Annotated in this window: 19 protein-coding genes; 4 read left to right on the top strand and 15 right to left on the bottom strand. The window is 60.2% G+C overall.

The window, feature by feature from the left end; translation table 11 throughout:
* Nucleotides 1-19: 19 nt before the first annotated feature.
* The 6 genes from J3P75_RS04585 to J3P75_RS04560 are packed head-to-tail and all read right to left on the bottom strand — an operon-like array spanning nt 20 to nt 5,629.
* On the bottom strand, nt 20-421 hold the full coding sequence (locus J3P75_RS04585) for a type IV pilin protein (protein WP_394599573.1): 402 nt from the start codon (nt 419-421) through the stop codon (nt 20-22).
* Nucleotides 422-436: 15 nt separating this feature from the next.
* Nucleotides 437-3,526 carry a pilus assembly protein gene (locus J3P75_RS04580; RefSeq protein ID WP_434709460.1) on the bottom strand — a complete coding sequence of 1,030 codons (3,090 nt, stop codon included), beginning with the start codon at nt 3,524-3,526 and terminating at the stop codon, nt 437-439.
* On the bottom strand, nt 3,513-3,989 hold the full coding sequence (locus J3P75_RS04575) for a pilus assembly PilX family protein (RefSeq protein ID WP_208939714.1): 477 nt from the start codon (nt 3,987-3,989) through the stop codon (nt 3,513-3,515). The genes J3P75_RS04580 and J3P75_RS04575 overlap by 14 nt, the downstream gene beginning before the upstream one ends.
* Nucleotides 3,990-3,999: 10 nt before the next feature.
* On the bottom strand, nt 4,000-4,713 hold the full coding sequence (locus tag J3P75_RS04570; protein WP_434595427.1) for a PilW family protein: 714 nt from the start codon (nt 4,711-4,713) through the stop codon (nt 4,000-4,002).
* Nucleotides 4,710-5,159, bottom strand: a complete 450-nt coding sequence (gene pilV / locus J3P75_RS04565) for a type IV pilus modification protein PilV (RefSeq protein WP_434595424.1) — start codon at nt 5,157-5,159, stop codon at nt 4,710-4,712. Before pilV ends, J3P75_RS04570 begins: the two co-directional genes overlap by 4 nt.
* Nucleotides 5,156-5,629 carry a GspH/FimT family pseudopilin gene (locus J3P75_RS04560; RefSeq protein WP_434709459.1) on the bottom strand — a complete coding sequence of 158 codons (474 nt, stop codon included), beginning with the start codon at nt 5,627-5,629 and terminating at the stop codon, nt 5,156-5,158. Before J3P75_RS04560 ends, pilV begins: the two co-directional genes overlap by 4 nt.
* A 130-nt stretch (nt 5,630-5,759) precedes the next feature.
* Between J3P75_RS04560 and J3P75_RS04555 the strand changes: the two genes are divergently transcribed.
* Nucleotides 5,760-6,314, top strand: a complete 555-nt coding sequence (locus tag J3P75_RS04555; RefSeq protein WP_434709458.1) for a GspH/FimT family pseudopilin — start codon at nt 5,760-5,762, stop codon at nt 6,312-6,314.
* On the opposite strand, the gene ispH is transcribed toward J3P75_RS04555, so the two are convergent.
* From ispH to ribF, 5 genes are all read right to left on the bottom strand, one after another.
* Entirely contained in the window at nt 6,286-7,230 is a 945-nt protein-coding gene (gene ispH, locus J3P75_RS04550; protein ID WP_203419551.1) for a 4-hydroxy-3-methylbut-2-enyl diphosphate reductase, read from the bottom strand. The two genes, J3P75_RS04555 and ispH, sit on opposite strands and share 29 nt — an antisense overlap.
* Nucleotides 7,231-7,364: 134 nt before the next feature.
* Nucleotides 7,365-7,817, bottom strand: a complete 453-nt coding sequence (gene fkpB, locus J3P75_RS04545; protein WP_434709457.1) for an FKBP-type peptidyl-prolyl cis-trans isomerase — start codon at nt 7,815-7,817, stop codon at nt 7,365-7,367.
* Complete coding sequence (gene lspA / locus J3P75_RS04540; RefSeq protein WP_434595413.1) at nt 7,810-8,322, bottom strand: signal peptidase II; 513 nt, start codon at nt 8,320-8,322, stop codon at nt 7,810-7,812. The genes fkpB and lspA overlap by 8 nt, the downstream gene beginning before the upstream one ends.
* Nucleotides 8,315-11,146 (bottom strand): isoleucine--tRNA ligase, encoded by a 2,832-nt coding sequence (ileS, locus tag J3P75_RS04535; RefSeq protein WP_434709456.1) that lies wholly within the window; start codon nt 11,144-11,146, stop codon nt 8,315-8,317. Before ileS ends, lspA begins: the two co-directional genes overlap by 8 nt.
* Before the next feature lie 13 nt (nt 11,147-11,159).
* Nucleotides 11,160-12,098 carry a bifunctional riboflavin kinase/FAD synthetase gene (gene ribF, locus J3P75_RS04530; RefSeq protein ID WP_434709455.1) on the bottom strand — a complete coding sequence of 313 codons (939 nt, stop codon included), beginning with the start codon at nt 12,096-12,098 and terminating at the stop codon, nt 11,160-11,162.
* Here ribF and J3P75_RS04525 point away from each other — a divergent pair.
* Complete coding sequence (locus J3P75_RS04525) at nt 12,006-12,281, top strand: hypothetical protein (RefSeq protein ID WP_434711402.1); 276 nt, start codon at nt 12,006-12,008, stop codon at nt 12,279-12,281. The two genes, ribF and J3P75_RS04525, sit on opposite strands and share 93 nt — an antisense overlap.
* Here the strand turns inward: J3P75_RS04525 and murJ are convergent.
* The gene (murJ, locus tag J3P75_RS04520; protein WP_434709454.1) at nt 12,228-13,766 is read right to left on the bottom strand and encodes a murein biosynthesis integral membrane protein MurJ; all 1,539 of its coding nucleotides are present in this window, start codon (nt 13,764-13,766) and stop codon (nt 12,228-12,230) included. The two genes, J3P75_RS04525 and murJ, sit on opposite strands and share 54 nt — an antisense overlap.
* A gap of 252 nt (nt 13,767-14,018) precedes the next feature.
* Between murJ and rpsT the strand changes: the two genes are divergently transcribed.
* Nucleotides 14,019-14,291, top strand: a complete 273-nt coding sequence (gene rpsT / locus J3P75_RS04515) for a 30S ribosomal protein S20 (RefSeq protein ID WP_003228351.1) — start codon at nt 14,019-14,021, stop codon at nt 14,289-14,291.
* Between the two features lie 125 nt (nt 14,292-14,416).
* Here the strand turns inward: rpsT and J3P75_RS04510 are convergent, their stop codons facing one another.
* Nucleotides 14,417-15,163 carry an NADPH-dependent F420 reductase gene (locus J3P75_RS04510; protein ID WP_434709453.1) on the bottom strand — a complete coding sequence of 249 codons (747 nt, stop codon included), beginning with the start codon at nt 15,161-15,163 and terminating at the stop codon, nt 14,417-14,419.
* 103 nt (nt 15,164-15,266) lie between these two features.
* Here J3P75_RS04510 and J3P75_RS04505 point away from each other — a divergent pair, with 103 nt between their 5' ends.
* Entirely contained in the window at nt 15,267-15,620 is a 354-nt protein-coding gene (locus tag J3P75_RS04505; protein WP_434709452.1) for a winged helix-turn-helix transcriptional regulator, read from the top strand.
* 103 nt (nt 15,621-15,723) lie between these two features.
* Here the strand turns inward: J3P75_RS04505 and J3P75_RS04500 are convergent, their stop codons facing one another.
* Nucleotides 15,724-16,191: a CreA family protein gene (locus J3P75_RS04500; protein ID WP_166216509.1), complete on the bottom strand. Its 468-nt coding sequence runs from the start codon at nt 16,189-16,191 to the stop codon at nt 15,724-15,726.
* A 10-nt stretch (nt 16,192-16,201) separates the two neighbouring features.
* The gene (gene proB, locus J3P75_RS04495) at nt 16,202-17,320 is read right to left on the bottom strand and encodes a glutamate 5-kinase (protein ID WP_090286441.1); all 1,119 of its coding nucleotides are present in this window, start codon (nt 17,318-17,320) and stop codon (nt 16,202-16,204) included.
* Nucleotides 17,321-17,346: the final 26 nt, after the last annotated feature.

Here is a 17,346-nt window from a genome sequence, read left to right as displayed (position 1 = left end):
GCGCCCGAAAGAAAGCGCCTCAGCGGCCCCAGCAATCCTTGGTGGTCAGTCCGGTGGTCGCGTTGTTCATGCTCCTGACACCGGTGTTGGTCAGGGTGAAATCGCCGCACTTGTCAGTGGCCATCGACGTGCCGCTCTTGCGTGTTGCGGTCAGCACAAAGGTCTGGTCAGTGATCGTCGGCGTGAGGGTATAGAAATCATTGCCGGCACTCAGCCCGGTGACGCCGGTGTAGACATTGTTGCGGGTGTAGAACCGCTCGAGGATCTGCGCCTGTTCCGAGAGCAGCGATACCACCTCGGCGCGACGGCCCTTTTTCAGGTACTCGGTGTAGCTCGGTGCAGCGATGGTAATGACGATCCCGATGATCGCAATCACGATCATGATTTCGATCAGGGTGAAACCTCGGTTGGCTCTGCGCATGCCTCAAATTCTCGCTTACTGGATTTGTCGCCACATGATACGACGGCTGCCGCCACCGCCCTTTTCCACGACGGTGGTGACTACACCACTGGTGTCGGTTACAAGCTTGGTCTTGGCATCGGCGGAAACTACGTTAAGGGTCGGGATGCCCCCAGTGAACACCACTCCGCTGGATATCGTGTCATTGCCGTCGACCAAACGATCAGCATTGGTGTCGATCACGGCGTAGTTGAGCATCTTACCGCTGAACGCCTCCAGTTCGACCAGTTTGCCCGTGCCGAAACTTGCACAGGGATCGGTGGTATCGACGCTGGCCGTGGTAAAGACGACGCGCCCCAGCACAATGCTCGCCTGATTGATCACCCGCTCGCCGGTCAGCACGTTGTTATACACCAGCGGCAAATACCAGCCCTTCTCGCCCGGATACGTCGTGTCATTTTGCGTAGTGGTCACGAACTGGCCGGTGCTGCCGGAGAACGACCCGGTAATCGCCTGCGCCTGCAAGCTGCTGACGGTAATTTGTCCCGAGCCGCCATCGGCGTCCCATACCGAATAGAACGCTTGCAGATCCTTGTTGGTCTTGTCGGCAGTTTCGTTGAATTTACCGGTGCCGAAGAACAACTGCTTGCCACCCTGCGGGTTATCCGCCAGCAGCGGTTGCGCGGTGATCGGCTGCGTCGCCCCGCCCGGTGCGGTGAACAACGGTTTGCCGGCAAACGCCACGCCCCAGCTTTCCGGGGCTGTCGCGCTCAAATCGAATTTCCACATCCGCCCTTTCAAGTCACCGCCGTAAGCCGCCTGCACCACGTTCGACGAATTCACCCTGAGTTCGACCGAAGACAGGCCATTGGTGGTTTCCGTATTGTCGATAACGATTTTCCTGATCAACGAGCCATCACGCACATCCAGCACGTACAACGCCGCGACGCCGGAATTGCTGCCGTAGCCATTGGCAATGAACGCGGCCCAGCGACCATCGGCCAAGCGTGCCACTTCCGGACGGGCGTAGGCGTAACCCAGATCATTGAAAGCGTTGGCCGTGCTGGCGGTGGCCGGCGCGCTGACCTCCCACAGGGCACGAATCACATTGCCCGCCGAAGCATCGAACAGTTGCAGCCCGTAGAAGGTTTTACCGCCGGCACCGGTGCCGCCGATGGCCAGGGTTTTCCAGGTAGTGCCGGACTGCACGTCAAACACCCCGACCTGACCATCGACGAGAAACTTGTGGCTGACGCCGTTGACGTAGTTGGTGTCGGCGATCAGGCGCAACGACGGCAGCACGCTGGATGGCATGTAGGCATAACGGCGCGTGCCGTTCGCCGAATTGATCACGTTGACAAAACCGTCGTTGGCGTTGACCACCAGACTGGCATTCATGTTGGCCGCTTTGGTCGTCAGGTAGGTGGTGTAACTCGTATCGGCGGACAGATCGGACGCGGTCTTGTCCGAAGGCGATGCGAGCACCAGCGGCGAATTGATGATGTCGCCGAGCAACACGCTGCGCACCTTGAGCCCGGCCTTGTTGGTGCCTTTGCTCCATTCCACCAGATCGTTGCCGGTGATTCCGGTGGGCAAGCCCAGGTTCAGGGTGGTTTGCTGCGCGGGGGAAAAGTTACCGAAGGCCAAGGATATCGGTGCATTGCTCACGGTGTTCCACGACTGGAAAGTCGGTGCGGTGGCGGACGGCACAATGGTGGTATCGGTGGACCATTGGGCGCTCGAGGTATTCACCGTACCGGCCGAAGTAAAGCCGAACGAGCGGATCGTCCCGCGCCAATCCTTTGGATCGTAAGTGGTCTGATAAAAACTGCTGCCGCTGCTCAACGAGCTGCTGCTGGCGACACCGGCACCGCCGGAGCCGGCCTTGGAGGTAATGTCGCTCAATGCCGACGATAAGGCCGCGTTGAGTCCGGAGCTGTCGGTAGCCTGGTAATACCGGCCCTGCCCATAACTGGCGGCGTCGGACAGCATGTCGTTATCCGCCGCGAAACCGACGGTGTAGGTGTTCATGTTCTGCTTGGGAAAATCCACCGCGTTCCAGCTTTTGCCCGCCGCATCGGTGCCGGTCGAGCGCATGTCGATGTCGAAGGCAAACTTGGCGATGTCATCCAGGTACAGCGTATCGCCCTCACCATCGCCGTTGAGGTTATCGCCGTCATTGTTGACGCCATCCCAGTTCGGCAACCGATTGCCGCCCAATGGATCGTTGGTCGGGAAGGTTCGGTCGTAGGTCGGCAAGCCGTCGGTAATCACCACGCCGTAGTTTTTCTGGCAGCGATATTGAATTGGGCTGGTGTAGCTGCTCGGCGTGCCGTTGTAGAAAGGGGCGATGCCCCGCATATAACGGGTGATCTCGTAATAGCTTTCCGCCAAGGGCGTATTGGCCACCGCGTTCAAACCGTTGATGGATGAAATCAGCGCGTTGTAGTTGGTATCGGCCTGCGCCTGGGTCACGCTGCCCGCTACCGGCGACAGATCGGTAATCGCGCGAGGGATGAAACCTCCGTTACCGGGGTTGGCGCTGGTGGCCGGGTTGAACGTCGCCAGCCCCATGCGCAAGGTGCGGTTGCTGCTGACCAGCGCGGTGGACACGTTGCGTGCCACGTTCATCCGGTAATCGTTGGGAATCGCTCCGGTGGTGAAATCGCGGGTGCCGTTGCTGATCGCCAGACTGACGATGTAGGCAATGTAATCGGCGGAATAGCGGGTGTTCTCGTTGCCCACCGGGTCGGGCAGTTTCAGGCACAACGGTGCTGGGCTATTGTTGTAAAACGCATAGGCGCCGCCGGAGCAACCCGAGTTCGGCAAGCTCGAGAGAAACACCAGGTCGCCGGTGATCTGCGGGGCATTCAGCGCAGAGCACAATCCGAGAAAGGCATTGCACTGCCGCGCCGGTGTGCGGTTGACGTTCGGATCAAACCCGGCGGCATAAATGATGCTGTTCATGCTCCCCGAATCGTCGATCAGCAGCATCACGTTTGGCGGCACGGCTGCTGCGCTCAGCAAAGGCGAGTCGGACGGCGTGAAGGCGTAGGCCGGCGAGCTCAGATAAAAACTCAGGAGCATGCCGAGCAGCAACGTCCGGCAGCGCTCAAAACTTCGCATACACGCTCTCCAGCACACTGCGCGAGCTACCGGCGATACCGACAGCGGTGACGCGGTACAGGGTCGCCGAGGTGTTGCTCGGCACGTTGACCGCGGTCAATGTCGTGCCGATGTTCTGCACCCCATAGAAGCCGTTACCGGCAGCGATCCAGGTCACCCCGGACGTCGAGTTGAGCCCCGCCGCGCTGACCACCGTCGACTCTGCCGGTGGCGCACATTGAGTGCCGCTGCACACCGCCAGCGAATAACTGTCCAGTTGCACTGCGCTTTCGCCGATGCGCAACGCGGCTTCGGCAGCCTGAAACGACTGGTTGCGCAGGCTGACGCTGCCAGCCATTTTTTCCTGCAGGTTGGCGCTCTGCATCGACGACAGGCCAATCAAGGTCAGCAGCAACAGGAACACCAGACTTACCAGCAAGACCATGCCGCGTTGCGCTTGCCGTTGATGCAGAGAAATCCTCATGATCACCCCCTCACTGCAAGCGGTTGCGCAAGGCGGCAACCACGTTGAAGGTTTGACTGGCGACCCGATTGTTCGGATCGGTGAGGGTCAGGCTAAGGCGCACACTGCGGATCCGCGCGGCATCGCTGGGGTTGGCACTGTAAGTCGACGCCGCGATATCCGTGGCTGAACTGGCCAGCCCGAACATCACATTGAATGCGCTGACGTTATTCACCAGTACCTGTTGCGTCGGGTTGCCACTACCGGTGCCCATCAGGATCTGATTATTGCTGAAGCTATAGATCAACCGCCGAATCGGGAACGCGATCTGCCCGCTGGCTGCGGTTCGTAATCCGGTGTAGGCGACGGCGCTGTTGCGGCAATCGGAAAGCACCGTCCAGGTCGGTGTACCGCCGGCGTTGCCGACGTCGGCGGTGACCAGGGTCAGTTTCAGGTTGGCATTGTCCCAACTGATCGGCGCGAGTTGCGCCCCGTTGAAATCGCCGGTGCTGCTGGAGTCGGTGATGGTGCCGAGACAACCGAACATGCCGACCATGCGGATTTCCTGAATCATCTTGCTCAACACGAAGCGCGCGTCTTCCTGCATCGCGGCGGCGCTGTTCTGGCTGACGTAAGTGTTTTTTGCGGCGATGAAAATCTGCACCACGCCGAGTACCACGATCAGGCCCAGCGCCAGGGCGACCAGCAATTCGATCAGGCCGAAACCCAGTTGCCGACGCTTCATGGCGACACCACCGGATCGACCGCGGCGCGGCTGCTGAGGACGAAGCTACGCGCAGCGCTAGCAGTGTTGGCGGCGCGCGCGTCGTTCCAGGTGATGGTGATGGTGTACACGCGTTGATTGCGGGTGATGCTGCCCGTGGCGGTCGGGCCGCCGAAGCTGGCAATGTTGGTGGTGAAATCGTAGAGATCCTGATCCCGCGCCACCGACAGATTGCCCGATGTCGGCGGCGTGGCGGTGTAATCGGCGGCGGAATTGGCGCGGATGCGGTCCATCATGTCGTAGGCGATGAAACTGGCCTGGCTGGTCATCCGCGAGCTGTCGGTGTACTTCAGCGCATTCAGTTGCACTGCCGCTGCGCCCAGCAAGCCGACCGTCAGAATCAACAACGCGACCAGCACCTCGATCAGCGTCATCCCTCGCTGCGTCCGTTGACTCCCTGCCCTCATCCGCAATTTCCACCCAGTTGAATTCTTCCATTCAGACACACGTTCAGCGTCCTGCTTTGCGTACCCAGCGTGTAACCGATGACCACCGCCGTCGACGGTGCCGCCAGACCGCCGAGATTATTGAAATCCAGCGCAGTCACTCCTGAGGGTAGCGTCAGAGTCGCGCCGCTGCTCATCGCTGGAACAACCCGTAATACATTGGCCGGATTGCCAGTACTGTCGTAGACCGCCAGTTCACCGGTCCAGACGCTGCCGCCAGCCGTCGGGCGCAAGCGTGTGGTGACCCCACGGTTGATCGCCTCAAGGCGGGCAAAGTTGATCGCCCGTTGCAGATCGCCCATCTCGGTATCGGCCTTGCTGCCCTGTATCGAACGGGTAAAGGCCGGGACCGCCAACGTGATCAAAACCAGAAACACGGCGATCGCTACCAGCAACTCGATCAGCGTGAAACCTTTTGTACGAAGATCCATCGATGCCCTCCGTTGCCGTCGGCTATACCTGCTTCTACACGCTAGAACATTCAGCCGATCTGTGTCGGTTGATTTGCCCTGCCCGGCGCACGGAGCGCGCCATCCATCACGTTCCACGGAGGGAGTCTTCATGTCACAACACGGTTTCAGCCTGATCGAATTGCTTATGGGACTGGCGATCGGCGCAATTGTTCTGCTGCTGGTCAGCCCCGCGCTTGCCAGCCTCAAAGAATCCAGCCGCCGCGATCAGGCGGCGCAGTCCTTATACGAAGGCATCCGCAACGCCCGCAGCCTGGCCATCACGCGCAATCAGAGCGTGGTGATCCATGGGATCAATGGCGACTGGAGCCAGGGTTGGCGGATCATTCTCGACATCAGTGGCAAGGGCGCCAAAGACGTCAGCAATCCGCTGCTAGTGGAACAGGCAAGTGCCATGCAGGTGCCGATTGTCGGCAATTGGGCGGTGAGTCGTTACGTGCGCTTCAGCAGCCTGGGACAACCGCTGATGCCCGGGCGGGCTTTTCAGGCAGGGACATTACATGTCTGCTCGGCGCGCGAGCCGGTCAGCCAGCAGCAGATTGTGCTGGCCGCGACCGGTCGCGTGCGCCTGAGCCGCACGAAGGCGGAACAGGCGCTGTGTCAGCAAGCCAAGCGGGTCAGATCGAACGCACGCGCAGCTCTTTAGGCATCGAGAAGGTGATGTTCTCTTCGCGCCCGGCCAGTTCATCGGCGCCGGTGGCGCCCCAGGCCTGCAACTGCTGAATCACGCCGCGCACCAGCACTTCCGGGGCAGAGGCACCGGCGGTGATGCCGATACGCTCGACGCCATCGAACCAGCTCTTTTGCATGTCTTCGGCGCCGTCGATCAGGAAGGCCGGGGTGGCCATGCGCTCGGCGAGTTCGCGCAGACGATTGGAGTTGGAGCTGTTCGGGCTGCCGACCACCAGCACTACGTCGCATTCGTCAGCCAATTGCTTGACCGCGTCCTGACGGTTTTGCGTGGCGTAGCAGATGTCGTCCTTGCGCGGGCCGCCAATTGCCGGAAAACGTGTACGCAAGGCGTCGATAACGCGACTGGTGTCGTCCATCGACAGGGTCGTCTGGGTGACGAACGCGAGTTTTTCCGGGTTGCGTACCTGCAGTTCGGCCACGTCTTGCTCGTCTTCGACGAGGTAGATCGCGCCGCCATTGCTGGCGTCATACTGGCCCATGGTGCCTTCGACTTCCGGATGCCCGGCATGGCCGATCAGGATGCACTCACGGCCATCGCGGCTGTATTTGGCGACTTCGATATGCACCTTGGTCACCAGCGGGCAGGTGGCGTCGAAAACTTTCAGACCACGGCCGGCGGCTTCATTGCGTACGGCCTGGGAAACGCCGTGGGCACTGAAGATCACGATGACGTCGTCCGGCACTTGATCGAGTTCCTCGACGAAAATCGCTCCACGACTGCGCAGGTCCTCGACGACGAACTTGTTGTGCACCACTTCATGGCGCACGTAGATCGGCGGCCCGAACACTTCGAGGGCGCGGTTGACGATTTCGATCGCCCGGTCCACGCCGGCGCAGAAGCCACGGGGGTTGGCGAGTTTGATTTGCATGCTGTGCCTCGTGTCTTGCGCGCAAAAGCTATGAAAAACCATTGTAGGAGTGAGCCTGCTCGCGATGGCGGTATGTCAGTCAACATCAATGTTGAATGTCAGGCACCCATCGCGAGCAGGCTCACTCCTACATTTCAGATCGCTTTGACGGAAATGATTTCCACGTCAAAGGTCAATGTCTTGCCGGACAGCGGGTGGTTGAAGTCGACGGTCACTTGCGCGTCGTCGAACACTTTTACCACGCCCGGCAGTTCAGTATTGGCCGCATCGTTGAAGATCACCAGCAGACCCGGCGACAGTTCCATGTCGGCAAACTGCGAACGCGGGATGACCTGTACGTTTTGCGGGTTCGGCTGGCCGAAGGCGTTTTCCGGCTCGACGGTCAGCGTGCGCTTGTCGCCGGCCTTGAAGCCGAACAGCGCCGCTTCGAAACCCGGCAGCAGGTTGCCATCACCGACCTTGAAGGTCGCCGGGGCTTTGTCGAATGTACTGTCGACGGTGTCGCCGTTTTCCAGGCGCAATGCGAAATGCAAAGTGACTTCCGTGTTCTGGCCGATGCGTTGCTCAGCCGATACCTGTTCAGTCATGAGCGGTCTCTTCGGTTTTCTTCGGTTTGAACATGTCCAGCGCCAGCATGATCGCGCCAACTGTGATCGCGCTGTCGGCGAAGTTGAACGCCGGGAAGTACCAGCGGTTCTGCCAGTGCACCAGAATGAAGTCGATCACATGGCCCAGGGCGATGCGGTCGTACAGATTGCCCAGCGCGCCGCCCAACACCAGCGCCAGCGCGATGGCCAGCCAAGTGTCGTTGCGGCCCAGGCGCTTGAGCCAGACCACCAGCACACAGCTGACCACGATGGCGATCAGGGCGAACAGCCAGCGCTGCCAGCCGGAACTGTCGGCCAGGAAGCTGAATGCCGCGCCGGTGTTGTAGGCCAAAGTCCAGCTGAACAGATCGGGAATGATCACGATCTGCTGGAACATCTCAAGCTTGCCTTCGAAGTAGAACTTGCTGGCCTGGTCAATAACCAGTACCAGCAGGCTCAACCACAGCCAGCTCAACCGTCCGAAACGGCCAATGGCATCAGGCATAGTGACGAACCTCGCCAGTGCCGCTGATGTTGTCGACGCAACGACCGCAGATTTCCGGATGCTCCGGGTTCACGCCGACGTCTTCGCGGCAGTGCCAGCAACGGGCGCACTTCGGGAAGGCCGATTTGACGATCTTCAACTTCAGACCGCTGACTTCAGTGGCGACCGCGTCCGCCGGTGCCTGAACAAACGGCGCAACGCTGGCGGTCGAAGTGATCAGGACGAAGCGCAGTTCGTTGCTGAGTTTTTCCAGATCGGCGCTCAGCGCGTCTTCGGCGTACAGCGTCACTTCGGCCTGCAGGTTGCCACCGACGGCTTTGGCCGCTCGCTGGATCTCCATTTCCTTGTTGACCGCTGCCTTGACCGCCATCACCCGGTCCCAGTATTCGCGGCCCAGCTCGACGTTGTCCGGCAGTTCGGTCAGGCCTTCGTACCAGGTGTTGAGCATGACCGATTCGTTACGCTCGCCCGGCAGGTACTCCCACAGTTCGTCAGCGGTGAAGGCGAGGATCGGCGCGATCCAGCGCACCAGCGCTTCGGAGATGTGGAACAGCGCGGTTTGCGCCGAACGGCGGGCCTTGCTGTTCGCGCCAGTGGTGTACTGACGGTCCTTGATGATGTCGAGGTAGAAACCGCCCAGCTCCTGCACGCAGAAGTTGTGGATCTTCGAGTAGACGTTCCAGAAACGGTATTCGCCGTAGTGCTCTTGCAGCTCGCGTTGCAGCAGCAAGGTGCGGTCGACCGCCCAACGGTCCAGCGCGAGCATTTCTTCAGCCGGCAGGAGGTCGGTGGCCGGGTTGAAGCCGCTCAGGTTGGAAAGCAGGAAACGCGCAGTGTTACGGATACGACGATAAGCGTCGGCGCTACGCTGCAGGATCTGGTCGGATACCGCCATTTCACCTGAGTAGTCGGTCGAAGCGACCCACAGACGCATGATGTCGGCGCCGAGGGTGTCGTTGACTTTCTGCGGCGCGATCACGTTGCCCAGCGACTTGGACATCTTGCGCCCGGCTTCGTCGACGGTGAAACCGTGGGTCAGCAGTTCGCGGTACGGCGCGTGGTTGTCGATGGCGCAGCCGGTCAGCAGCGACGAGTGGAACCAGCCACGGTGTTGGTCCGAGCCTTCCAGGTACAGGTCGGCACGCGGGCCGCTTTCGTGGCCCATCGGGTGCGAACCGCGCAGGACGTGCCAGTGCGTGGTGCCCGAATCGAACCAGACGTCGAGGGTGTCGCTGATCTTGTCGTACAGCGGCGCTTCATCGCCAAGCAGTTCGGCCGCGTCCATCTTGAACCAGGCTTCGATGCCTTCGACTTCGACGCGCTTGGCTACTTCTTCCATCAGTTCGACGGTGCGCGGGTGCAGTTCGCCGCTTTCCTTGTTGAGGAAGAACGGGATCGGCACGCCCCAGTTGCGCTGACGCGAGATGCACCAGTCCGGACGGTTGGCGATCATCGAGTGCAGACGCGCCTGGCCCCAGGCCGGCACGAATGTGGTGTCTTCGATGGCCTTGAGCGAACGCACGCGCAGGGTGTCGCCGCGGGTGGGCTCTTTGTCCATGCCGATGAACCACTGCGCGGTGGCGCGGTAGATCAGCGGGGTCTTGTGGCGCCAGCAGTGCATGTAGCTGTGTTCGATGACCGTGGTGTGCATCAGCGCACCGACTTCGGTCAGCTTGTCGACGATCGCCGGGTTGGCCTTCCAGATGAACTGGCCGCCGAAGAATTCCAGCGACGGCACGTACACGCCGTTGCTCTGCACCGGATTGAGGATGTCGTCGTTGACCATGCCGTATTTCTTGCAGGTCACGAAGTCGTCCACGCCGTAGGCCGGCGCGGAGTGAACCACGCCTGTACCGGCGCCCAGTTCGACGTAGTCAGCCAGATACACCGGCGACAGACGATCGTAGAACGGGTGACGGAAGTTGATCAGTTCCAGTTGTTTACCGGTGGTGGTCGCGATGACCGAGCCTTCGACGCCATAACGGGTCAGGCAGGCTTCGACCAGCTCTTCAGCCAGTACCAGCAACTTGTCGCCGATATCCATCAGCGCGTAGTTGAATTCCGGGTGAACGTTCAGCGCCTGGTTGGCCGGGATGGTCCACGGGGTAGTGGTCCAGATCACGATCGCGGCAGGCTTGCTCAGCGACGGCAGGCCGAACGCGGCAGCCAGTCTGGCTTCGTCAGCGATCGGGAACGCGACGTCGATGGTCGAGGACTTTTTGTTCTCGTATTCGACTTCCGCTTCGGCCAGCGCCGAACCGCAGTCGAAGCACCAGTTCACCGGCTTCAGACCCTTGAACACGAAACCGCCCTTGACGATTTCGGCGAGGGCGCGGATTTCACCGGCCTCGTTCTTGAAGTCCATGGTCTTGTACGGGTTGGCCCAATCGCCCAGCACGCCAAGCCGGATGAATTCGGACTTCTGCCCTTCGATCTGCTCGGTGGCGTAGGCACGGCACAGTTCGCGGGTCTTGTCCGCGCCCAGGTTCTTGCCGTGGGTCACTTCAACCTTGTGCTCGATCGGCAGGCCGTGGCAGTCCCAACCCGGAACGTACGGCGCATCGAAGCCCGACAGGGTCTTCGAGCGGATGATCATGTCCTTGAGAATCTTGTTCAGTGCGTGACCGATGTGAATCGTGCCGTTGGCATACGGAGGGCCGTCATGCAGAACGAACTTCGGACGATCCTTGCCAATCTCGCGCAACTTTCCGTACAGGCCAATACTGTCCCAGCGCTGCAGGATCTGCGGTTCGCGCTGTGGCAGGCCGGCCTTCATTGGGAAGGCGGTGTCCGGAAGGTTTAGCGTGGCTTTATAGTCGGTCATTTAAGGCTCTTCATTAGCGATGGGCGCTAGGTGCGGCTAGTGCACGGGCGGCGGCGACATCCGCGTTGATCGCCGTTTTCAGTGCCTCCAGGGAGGCGAAACGCTGCTCTTCACGCAGCTTCTGGTGGAAAACCACCGTCAAACGCCGGTCATACAGATCGCCGGCAAAATCTAAAAGATGGACTTCGAGGTGGGCCTTGCCATCACCTTGTACCGTGGGCCGTACGCCAATGTTGGCGACACCGGGCCAGGTCTTGCCGTCGACATCGACATTCACCAGATACACCCCGGTGAACGGCACGCGACGACGCTTGAGTTGCACATTGGCAGTGGGCGTACCCAGTTGCCGGGCCAGTTTCTGGCCATGCAGCACACGACCGGCGATCCGGTACGGGCGGCCGAGCAAGCGTTCGGCCAAAGCGAAATCGGCGGCGGCGAGGGCGTTGCGCACTTGCGTGCTGCTGACGCGAATGCCGTCCAGCTCGACGGTTTGCGCCGCTTCAACGCTGAAACCGTGCATCTGCCCGGCCTGCAGCAGAAAATCGAAATCACCGAGGCGATCGCAACCGAAGCGGAAGTCGTCACCGACCTCCAGATGCTGCACGCCGAGACCGTCAACCAGGATGGTATCGACGAACTCGCTGGCACTGAGCTTGCTCAAGCGCTGGTTGAACGCCAGGCACAACACCCGGTCGACGCCTTCGGCAGCCAGCAATTGCAGCTTGTCACGCAAGCGGGCCAGACGCGCCGGCGCAGTCTCGGGGGCAAAGAACTCCCGTGGCTGCGGCTCGAAAATCACCACGCAGCTGGGTACGCCCAACTCGAGCGCACGCTCACGCAGCCGGGCCAGGATAGCCTGGTGACCACGGTGAACACCGTCAAAGTTGCCAATAGTGGCGACGCAGCCCCGATGCTGGGGGCGCAAGTTGTGGAGGCCTCGAACCAGCTGCATAACGCGCTTCTTGCTCATAAAGTGGTCGATTATAACCACACCCGACGGCCGACGACAGGCAACACCGTAACGCAAAGTGATCGAGCCGACAAAACTGCCGGCACACGCCTGTGGATAAAGGCTGAAACCTCAGCTCAAGGCCTTGCGATTGAAGTCACGCAGGCGGAAACCGAGCAGCAGTAGCATGCCGAAATAGGCCACCACCCCGGCAACCACCAAAGCGCCAAGACGCAGGAAGCGCTCTAGCATGTGCCCCTCATCCCATGCTGGCATGAAATGCATGCCCGCCAGCAACACCGCCGACATGACCGTGACCGCCACAACCAGCTTGAAACCGAACTTGCCCCAGCCCGGCTGCGGCTGATACATCTTCTGCTTGCGCAATTGATAGAACAGCAGCCCGGCATTCAGGCAGGCCCCGGCACTGATCGCCAGCGCCAGACCGGCATGGGCCAACGGACCGATCAATACCAGGTTGAACAACTGCGTGCAGACCAGGGTGAAGATGGCGATTTTCACCGGCGTGCGAATGTTCTGTTGCGCATAAAAGCCCGGCGCCAGCACCTTGATCACGATGATCCCCAGCAAGCCGACCGAATAGGCGATGAGTGCACGCTGGGTCATTTCAGCGTCGAAGCCGCTGAACTGGCCGTACTGGAACAGCGAAACCGTCAGCGGCTCGGCGAGAATCCCCAATGCCAGCGCGCACGGCAGCACCAGCACGAAGCACAGGCGCAGGCCCCAGTCGAGGATCCGCGAATATTCGTGGCGATCCTTGTTGGCGTAGGTCTTCGCCAGCGTCGGCAACAAGATCGTACCGAGCGCGACGCCGAGAACACCGGACGGCAATTCCATCAAACGGTCGGCGTAATACATCCACGACACGGAGCCGGCGACCAGAAACGAGGCGAAAATCGTGTTGATGATCAGCGAAATCTGGCTGACCGAAACCCCGAGAATCGCCGGCAGCATCTGCTTCATCACCCGCCACACGCCGGTATCGCGCAGGTTCAGGCGCGGCAGCACGAGCATGCCGATCTTTTTCAGGTGCGGCAGTTGATAGAGCAACTGCGCCAGACCGCCGACCAGCACCGCCCAGCCAAGGGCCATGACCGGCGGATCGAAGTACGGCGTAAGGAACAGCGCAAACACGATCATGCTGACGTTGAGCAGCGTCGGCACGAACGCCGGCACGGAAAAGCGGTTCCAGGTATTGAGAATCGCGCCGGCCAGCGAGGACAACGAGATCAGCAATATATAAGGAAAGGTCACCCGCAGCAGATCAGAGGTGAGCTGGAATTTTTCCGGCGTATCGGTATAACCCGGCGCCGTCGCCCAGATCACCCAAGGCGCAGCGAGCATACCTAACGCCGTGACCAGCGCCAGCACCAGGGTCAGCAGGCCGGTCACGTAGGCAATGAACGTACGCGTCGCCTCTTCGCCCTTCTGGCTTTTGTATTCGGCGAGAATCGGCACGAAAGCCTGGGAAAATGCGCCCTCGGCAAAGATCCGCCGCAACAGGTTGGGCAGTTTGAACGCAATGAAGAAGGCGTCCGTGGCCATACCGGCGCCGAATATGCGCGCGATCAACGTGTCCCGTACAAAACCCAGAACCCGGGAAAGCATGGTGATAGAGCTGACCGCGGCCAGCGATTTGAGCAGATTCATTGAGAGAATGGGTGCCTGTCGATAAACAGCAGGCGAACAATGCGCCTACTTGTGCGATACTCCGCGCCGCAACAGCACAGAGCCAAAGCTCGCGAGTTTACAGGTCAAGCGCCGGAAATAAATATCCCGCCTCTTTATACCTACCACTTAGCGGAACGATTCAAGTGCCCTTGACAAGACAAGTCTTCATCGGCATGATTCGCGGCCTATTTTGTTTGCTATTTCCTAAAAAGTCTTTCGAGGAGCTCGACGGTGGCCAACTCACCTTCCGCCAAAAAACGTGCAAAACAGGCTGAGAAGCGTCGCAGCCACAACGCCAGCCTGCGTTCCATGGTTCGCACCTACATCAAGAATGTAGTTAAAGCCATCGACGCAAAAGACGCTGAAAAAGCTCAAGCTGCATACGTTCTGGCTGTGCCAGTTATCGACCGCATGGCCGATAAAGGCATCATCCACAAGAACAAGGCTGCTCGTCATAAGAGCCGTCTGAATGGCCACGTCAAAGCGCTGAAAGAAGCTGCTTAATCGACGTAGTCATTAAAAAACCGACCTCAGGGTCGGTTTTTTATTGCCTGTGATTTGACCAGCTTCGCGAGCGAGGCAGCGCCGAGCCCTCAAAGAGCCAGGCGCCGCTACGCACCCGACTAGCGTCAATCCAGCGGATTGAAAGAACGATTCATCGCCACGACGTCGTCATGGCTCGGGTTCGGACCGAGCAACTGGAAGTGCCGGGGCAATTCATCTCGTAAGGCCGGCGCCTGCCCTTTCACCGCCAACGCCAGAGCCCTGCGCATGGTTTGCGCGTCATAGTCACAGCAATAGCACGGCGTGCACGGCTGCTGCCGCCAGGACTCGTCAAGCGTACCGCCATCAACTGGATCGAAACCGACCTGATCAACCAGGGACATCACCGTCTCTTTGGCCTTTTGATCATCACCCGCCACGGCTGCCGCCAGACGATCCTCAGCACCTTGCGCACGACCCAGCTCAGCCAAGGTATAGGCCAACAGATTGTTGAAAGCCTTGATCACGGGACGGCCGATTTGCCGGGTGACCCAGATGCTTTCCGTCATTCCCTGATCGATTGCCTCAATCTTCGGATCGCGCAAACCGGGGTAGTAATTACTGGTATCGACGATCGGGACGCCGGATGGCACAGAAGCAAACAGATCAGCAGGTAACGCACTCAACGCCGGCAGCGGTATCGACAACACGATCACCTCCACCCCTTCTACCGCACCTCGAATATCCGCAGGCTCAACCCCAATTTCTTCAGCAAACGCACGCACGCCGTCAATGCCTCTAGAGTTCGCCACGCGGACCTCATGACCGGCAGCCTTAAGCTTGTGAGCGAGAACACCGCCGATGTTACCGGTGCCGATGATGCCGATTTTCATGATTCAAACCCCTCTTCAATGATTAGCTGCACCGATGTTAGGGGGCTGATGTGATAATGGTAAGTACCGACCAAAAGGTGGGTAACTCACCCGCGAGGAAGAAATGGACCGAGAGTGGAACTGCGAAGACCCGCAAAATCGAAAGATCTGGGCCGAGGCAACGACTGAAACGCTTCGCGTACTGGAAGGGAAATGGAAGATCATCATCCTCTGCCAGCTATTCTCGGCAAAGGGCGCGCTGCGCTTCTCGGATCTGGAGAAGCTGATCGACGGGATCAACCAGAAGATGCTGATTCAGCAGCTCAAGCAACTGGAAAAGGACGGTATTGTGTTGCGCACGGTGTACCCGCAGGTGCCACCCAGAGTGGAATATCAGCTCACGCCCATTGGCCACGCCCTCGGGCCGTCCATCCAGGCGCTGATTGAATGGGCAGAGATGCGGCGCGCTCAGCTCTGAAGCGCTTCAGACTGCAACCGACCAAATCCAAACGCCGGAATGCAGCGAGCCGGCCCGCAAAAAATTGCCGGACCGGCTCGCACGTCGCCTGGATTTGCAGCACTTACTGCTGGACCGGCACCCACGGCAGGATCGGAATCGCCGTCACGGCATTCTGCGGACTGCCCTCGATCAAGCGATCGCTGTAGACCAGGTACACCAGCGTGTTGCGCTTCTTGTCGAGGAAACGCACCACCTGCATGGTTTTGAACACCAGCGAAGTGCGCTCCTTGAACACCTCGTCGCCATCCTTCAGCTCACCCTTGAACTTGATCGGCCCCACCTGGCGACAAGCGATCGACGCTTCCGCGCGATCCTCAGCCAGACCCAGACCGCCCTTAACACCGCCAGTCTTGGCGCGCGACAGGTAGCAGGTCACGCCCTCGACCTTGGGATCATCAAAGGCTTCGACCACAATGCGGTCATTCGGACCGACGAACTTGAACACCGTCGACACCTGACCGATTTCTTCGGCCGAGGCCAGCAATGGCAGCGCCATCAGCAGACCCAACAATCCTTTTGCTACGCGCATCGAGTTTTCCTTAAACCAGAATCAGGTTGTCACGGTGAACCAGTTCCGGCTCCGCCATGTAACCGAGCAAACCGACAATCGCATCCGACGACTGACCGATGATTTTTTGTGCTTCCAGCGCGCTGTAGTTGGCCAGGCCACGGGCGATCTCGCGACCGTCCGGCGCCACGCAGACCACCATCTCACCGCGACGGAAGCTGCCTTGCACCAGTTTGACGCCCACCGGCAGCAGACTCTTGTTGCCTTGTGACAGCGCCGACACCGCACCGTCATCCAGCACCAGCGTGCCACGGGTTTGCAGATGCCCGGCCAGCCACTGCTTGCGTGCCGCGAGCATGCCGCGCTCAGGCGACAGCAAGGTACCGATGCGCTCGCCAGCCTTCAGGCGATCGAGCACTCGCTCCAGTCGCCCACCGACAATGATCGTGTGCGCACCGGAACGCGCCGCCAGCCGCGCCGCGCGCAGCTTGGTCTGCATGCCGCCACGCCCCAGCGCACCACCGGTGCCACCCGCTACCGCGTCGAGGCTCGGATCATCGGCGCGCGCCTCGAAGATCATCTGCGCATCGGGGTTGTTGCGCGGATCGGCGTCGAACATGCCGTCGCGATCGGTAAGGATCACCAGCAGATCCGCCTCGACCAGATTGGCCACCAGCGCCGCCAGCGTGTCGTTGTCGCCGAAACGGATTTCGTCAGTGACCACGGTGTCGTTTTCGTTGATCACCGGGATGACTTTCAGCTCGACCAGCGCACGCAAGGTGCTGCGGGCGTTGAGGTAGCGCTTGCGATCAGACAGGTCATCGTGAGTCAGGAGGATCTGCGCGGTGTGCCGGCCATGCTCGGCAAAGCTCGATTCCCACGCCTGCACCAAACCCATCTGACCGATTGCCGCGGCCGCCTGAAGCTCGTGCATCGCACTGGGTCGCGCAGTCCAGCCCAAACGACTCATGCCGGCCGCTACCGCCCCGGAGGACACCAGCACCAACTCGACGCCAGCCTCATGCAAGGCCACCATCTGCTCGACCCAAACACTCATTGCCGCGCGATCGAGCCCTTTGCCATCCGCTGTCAGCAAAGCGCTGCCGATCTTCACGACCCAACGCTGCGCACCTGTCACCTTGCTCCGCATCATCTTCAACCTTAGCTTGAGGGCAG

The organism is Pseudomonas sp. R1-1 (assembly GCF_051132135.1).
Lineage (GTDB): Bacteria > Pseudomonadota > Gammaproteobacteria > Pseudomonadales > Pseudomonadaceae > Aquipseudomonas.
Note: the sequence above shows the minus strand (reverse complement) of the source record. Positions and strands in the feature narration are given on the sequence as shown.

Bases quoted from the DNA above. Each gene is read 5' to 3' on its own strand.
- lspA (WP_434595413.1), bottom strand. From the start codon at position 8,322: ATGCCTGATGCCATTGGCCGTTTCGGACGGTTGAGCTGGCTGTGGTTG.
- J3P75_RS04585 (WP_394599573.1), bottom strand. From the start codon at position 421: ATGCGCAGAGCCAACCGAGGTTTCACCCTGATCGAAATCATGATCGTG.
- proB (WP_090286441.1), bottom strand. From the start codon at position 17,320: ATGCGGAGCAAGGTGACAGGTGCGCAGCGTTGGGTCGTGAAGATCGGC.
- J3P75_RS04510 (WP_434709453.1), bottom strand. From the start codon at position 15,163: ATGAAAATCGGCATCATCGGCACCGGTAACATCGGCGGTGTTCTCGCT.
- fkpB (WP_434709457.1), bottom strand. From the start codon at position 7,817: ATGACTGAACAGGTATCGGCTGAGCAACGCATCGGCCAGAACACGGAA.
- pilV (WP_434595424.1), bottom strand. From the start codon at position 5,159: ATGAGGGCAGGGAGTCAACGGACGCAGCGAGGGATGACGCTGATCGAG.
- murJ (WP_434709454.1), bottom strand. From the start codon at position 13,766: ATGAATCTGCTCAAATCGCTGGCCGCGGTCAGCTCTATCACCATGCTT.
- J3P75_RS04560 (WP_434709459.1), bottom strand. From the start codon at position 5,629: ATGGATCTTCGTACAAAAGGTTTCACGCTGATCGAGTTGCTGGTAGCG.
- J3P75_RS04555 (WP_434709458.1), top strand. From the start codon at position 5,760: ATGTCACAACACGGTTTCAGCCTGATCGAATTGCTTATGGGACTGGCG.
- ribF (WP_434709455.1), bottom strand. From the start codon at position 12,098: ATGCAGCTGGTTCGAGGCCTCCACAACTTGCGCCCCCAGCATCGGGGC.
- J3P75_RS04505 (WP_434709452.1), top strand. From the start codon at position 15,267: ATGGACCGAGAGTGGAACTGCGAAGACCCGCAAAATCGAAAGATCTGG.
- J3P75_RS04570 (WP_434595427.1), bottom strand. From the start codon at position 4,713: ATGAAGCGTCGGCAACTGGGTTTCGGCCTGATCGAATTGCTGGTCGCC.
- ispH (WP_203419551.1), bottom strand. From the start codon at position 7,230: ATGCAAATCAAACTCGCCAACCCCCGTGGCTTCTGCGCCGGCGTGGAC.
- J3P75_RS04575 (WP_208939714.1), bottom strand. From the start codon at position 3,989: ATGAGGATTTCTCTGCATCAACGGCAAGCGCAACGCGGCATGGTCTTG.
- J3P75_RS04580 (WP_434709460.1), bottom strand. From the start codon at position 3,526: ATGCGAAGTTTTGAGCGCTGCCGGACGTTGCTGCTCGGCATGCTCCTG.
- J3P75_RS04500 (WP_166216509.1), bottom strand. From the start codon at position 16,191: ATGCGCGTAGCAAAAGGATTGTTGGGTCTGCTGATGGCGCTGCCATTG.
- ileS (WP_434709456.1), bottom strand. From the start codon at position 11,146: ATGACCGACTATAAAGCCACGCTAAACCTTCCGGACACCGCCTTCCCA.